General features: G+C 41.0%; 3 protein-coding genes and 1 rRNA gene. All 4 read left to right on the top strand.

Annotation, left to right across the window (positions count from 1 at the left end):
• The first annotated feature begins 85 nt into the window (after positions 1-85).
• Positions 86-201, top strand: a 5S ribosomal RNA gene (rrf, locus tag AC1DOS_RS19155).
• 505 nt (positions 202-706) lie between these two features.
• Positions 707-2,134 carry an aminotransferase class I/II-fold pyridoxal phosphate-dependent enzyme gene (locus tag AC1DOS_RS19150; protein ID WP_477538782.1) on the top strand — a complete coding sequence of 476 codons (1,428 nt, stop codon included), beginning with the start codon at positions 707-709 and terminating at the stop codon, positions 2,132-2,134.
• Complete coding sequence (gene tmk, locus AC1DOS_RS19145) at positions 2,131-2,775, top strand: dTMP kinase (RefSeq protein ID WP_477538781.1); 645 nt, start codon at positions 2,131-2,133, stop codon at positions 2,773-2,775. Before AC1DOS_RS19150 ends, tmk begins: the two co-directional genes overlap by 4 nt.
• A 55-nt stretch (positions 2,776-2,830) precedes the next feature.
• On the top strand, positions 2,831-2,967 hold a 137-nt coding region (locus AC1DOS_RS19140), incomplete at its 3' end, for a cyclic-di-AMP receptor (RefSeq protein WP_477538783.1).

Raw genomic sequence — 2,967 nt, 5'->3', positions numbered from 1 at the left:
CTAATCGATCGAGGACTTAACCACAATTTTGAATGGCTTTCAATGGCCCGTTTATCCAGTTTTGAGTGAACAAACACTCAATAAGTCTAGTGATAATGGCAAAGAGGTCACACCCGTTCCCATACCGAACACGGAAGTTAAGCTCTTTAGCGCCGATGGTAGTTGGGGGTCTCCCCCTGCAAGAGTAGGACGTCGCTAGGCAATTAAGAGACCGGTACCGAAAGGTACTGGTTTTTTTGTGTTTATTTTTTTCTATGGAGTCGAAGGTGTGCGAGAAAGAGGAGGAACAAAGAGTTCGAGGAGACAAAGGGAAGAGACTCGGAGCGTATAATATACGCGAGACTCGAAGACCTGCGGTTGACGAAGAAATCTGCCGTTCATCGTCTTTCGTAGCCCGAATACGGAAGTTAAGCTCGTGCGCCGATGGTAGTTTTAGGGTTTCCCCCTGCAAGAGTAGGACGTCGCTAGGCAAGTAGGAAACCGGTACCGAAAGGTACTGGTTTTTTTGTGTTCATTTTTTCTATGGAGTCGAAGGTGTGCGAGAAAGAGGAGGAACAAAGAGTTCGAGGAGACAAAGGGAAGAGACTCGGAGCGTATAATATACGCGAGAAACGAAAAGCCCTCAGGTGCGCCTTCTTCGAATAGACCCTCGAAGGATTCATATTGTTGTATAATAAAGTCATATTGAAGTGAGAGGGATTAGCAAATGGATAAACGACCAATTGTCGAAGCGATGCAACGGTTTTATGAAAGCCAAAATATATCGTTTCATGTGCCGGGTCATAAGCATGGAGCATTGTCTGAATTGCCACGTGCGTTTATAGATGTGATGAAATTTGACTACACTGAGCTTAGTGGACTCGATGATTATCATCACCCGGAAAGCATTATAGAAGAAGCACAAGTATTACTAGCTAAAACTTACAGTGCCCAACATAGTTATTTTCTTGTAAATGGTTCTACCGTTGGAAATTTAGCGATGGTGTATGCTACATGCAGAGAAGGGGACCGTGTGTTGGTTCAACGAAATGCACATAAATCGATTTTTAATGCGCTAGAATTAGTTGGAGCACTTCCGATATTCTTAACCCCAGAATGGGATGAAGTGACACATACTGCTACACATATAAGCATGGCAACTATGAAAGGTGCCATTGAGCAATATTCTGATGCTAAAGCAATTATATTAACTCATCCAACCTATTATGGTGTAACCAACCCCACTATGTTTGAAGTGATTAAGATGGCACACTCCTATGGGATTCCTGTACTAGTCGATGAAGCACATGGTGCACATTTTATCGCAACTGATGAATTTCCGATGTCTGCGCTTGAAATGGGTGCAGATGTAGTTGTACAATCTGCTCATAAAACATTACCTGCAATGACGATGGGTTCGTATTTACATATTCATTCGAAACTTGTTTCTAAAGATAAAGTAAATCGTTATTTGAGAATGCTTCAGTCTAGTAGCCCATCGTATATATTACTCGCTTCACTAGATGATGCAAGACAATATATCGGTACATATTCGCGTGGAGACTATCAGTTATTTCTCAAAACTCGTATGCAGTTCGTGGAGAGTTTAAGAACGATTAAATCTCTTGAAGTAATTGAAGTCGATGATCCCTTGAAATTACTTTTACGTGTCTCCAAATACACAGGCTATAGTTTGCAGAAGCAGATGGAGTACGAAGGTGTCTACGTGGAGCTAGCGGACCCTGAGCAAGTTCTGTTGATACTGCCGCTATTAAAGGCGAGACATCAATTCCCTTATGCTAAAATACGTATGAAGATTAAATCCGCTGTAGAAAAATGCTTAAAACTACAAAGGGACAAGATAGACATTGATTACTCACATGAATTACAAGCTCTTTCGACTTTAGCTGTTTCCTACCATGATTTACAGAACCAAGAAGAAGAATTCATTTTATATACAAAGGCCGCTGGTCGCATTTGTGCAGGAATGGTTATTCCCTATCCGCCAGGCATCCCATTATTCGTTCGAGGAGAACAAATAACTACGACTAAATTGAAAATGCTTGCGGATTATTTAGCGAGCGGGGCAATGATTCAAGGTGAGCATGACCTGGGCAACAAACACTTGCTCGTTTTGAAGGAGGAAAAAATATGAATAACCAAGGATTTTTTATTACGATTGAAGGACCAGAAGGCGCGGGGAAGACCACTGTAATGAGTGATGTGGTCGCACAATTGACGTCAGAAGGATATGAGATTGTCTCAACACGTGAGCCAGGTGGGATTCGGATATCAGAACATATACGAGAAGTAATTTTAGACAATACTTATACCGAGATGGATGGTCGAACAGAAGCTCTATTATATGCAGCAGCGAGAAGACAACATTTAGTGGAAAAGATAGCTCCAGCATTGAAAGACAATAAAATTGTTTTATGTGATCGTTTTATTGATGCGTCTCTTGCTTATCAGGGATATGCACGTGGTTTAGGAATTGACGAAGTGCTCTCGATTAATGAGTTTGCCATCGGAAAGTTAATGCCGAATCTGACACTATTATTTGATATAGAGCCATCAATTGGACTAAAAAGGATTGCTAAGCACGATGAAAGAGAAAAAAATCGACTAGACGCTGAAAGTTTAGCGTTTCATGAAAACGTTTGGAAAGGATATCAAGAAGTAGTTAAACGTTATCCAAACCGTATTCACGTAATTGATGCGTCAAAATCGCAAGAAGAAGTAACGGAAAACGTGCTGAATGTTCTGAAAAATTCTCTTGAATCACGCATGAAATGATCCATCTTTTCATGTTATAATAATAGGAAGAACTTCCGGAAAAGGGGATGAGCTGATGAAACTTATCGTGGCTGTCGTTCAGGATCAAGATAGTAGCCGTTTATCGAGTGCACTGACAAAAAGTGATTTTCGTGCCACTAAGTTAGCAAGTACTGGTGGGTTTTTACGGTCAGGAAACACAACGTTCTTAAT

It is taken from the genome of Paenisporosarcina sp. P5_A11 (genome assembly GCF_056400705.1).
Note: the sequence above shows the minus strand (reverse complement) of the source record. Positions and strands in the feature narration are given on the sequence as shown.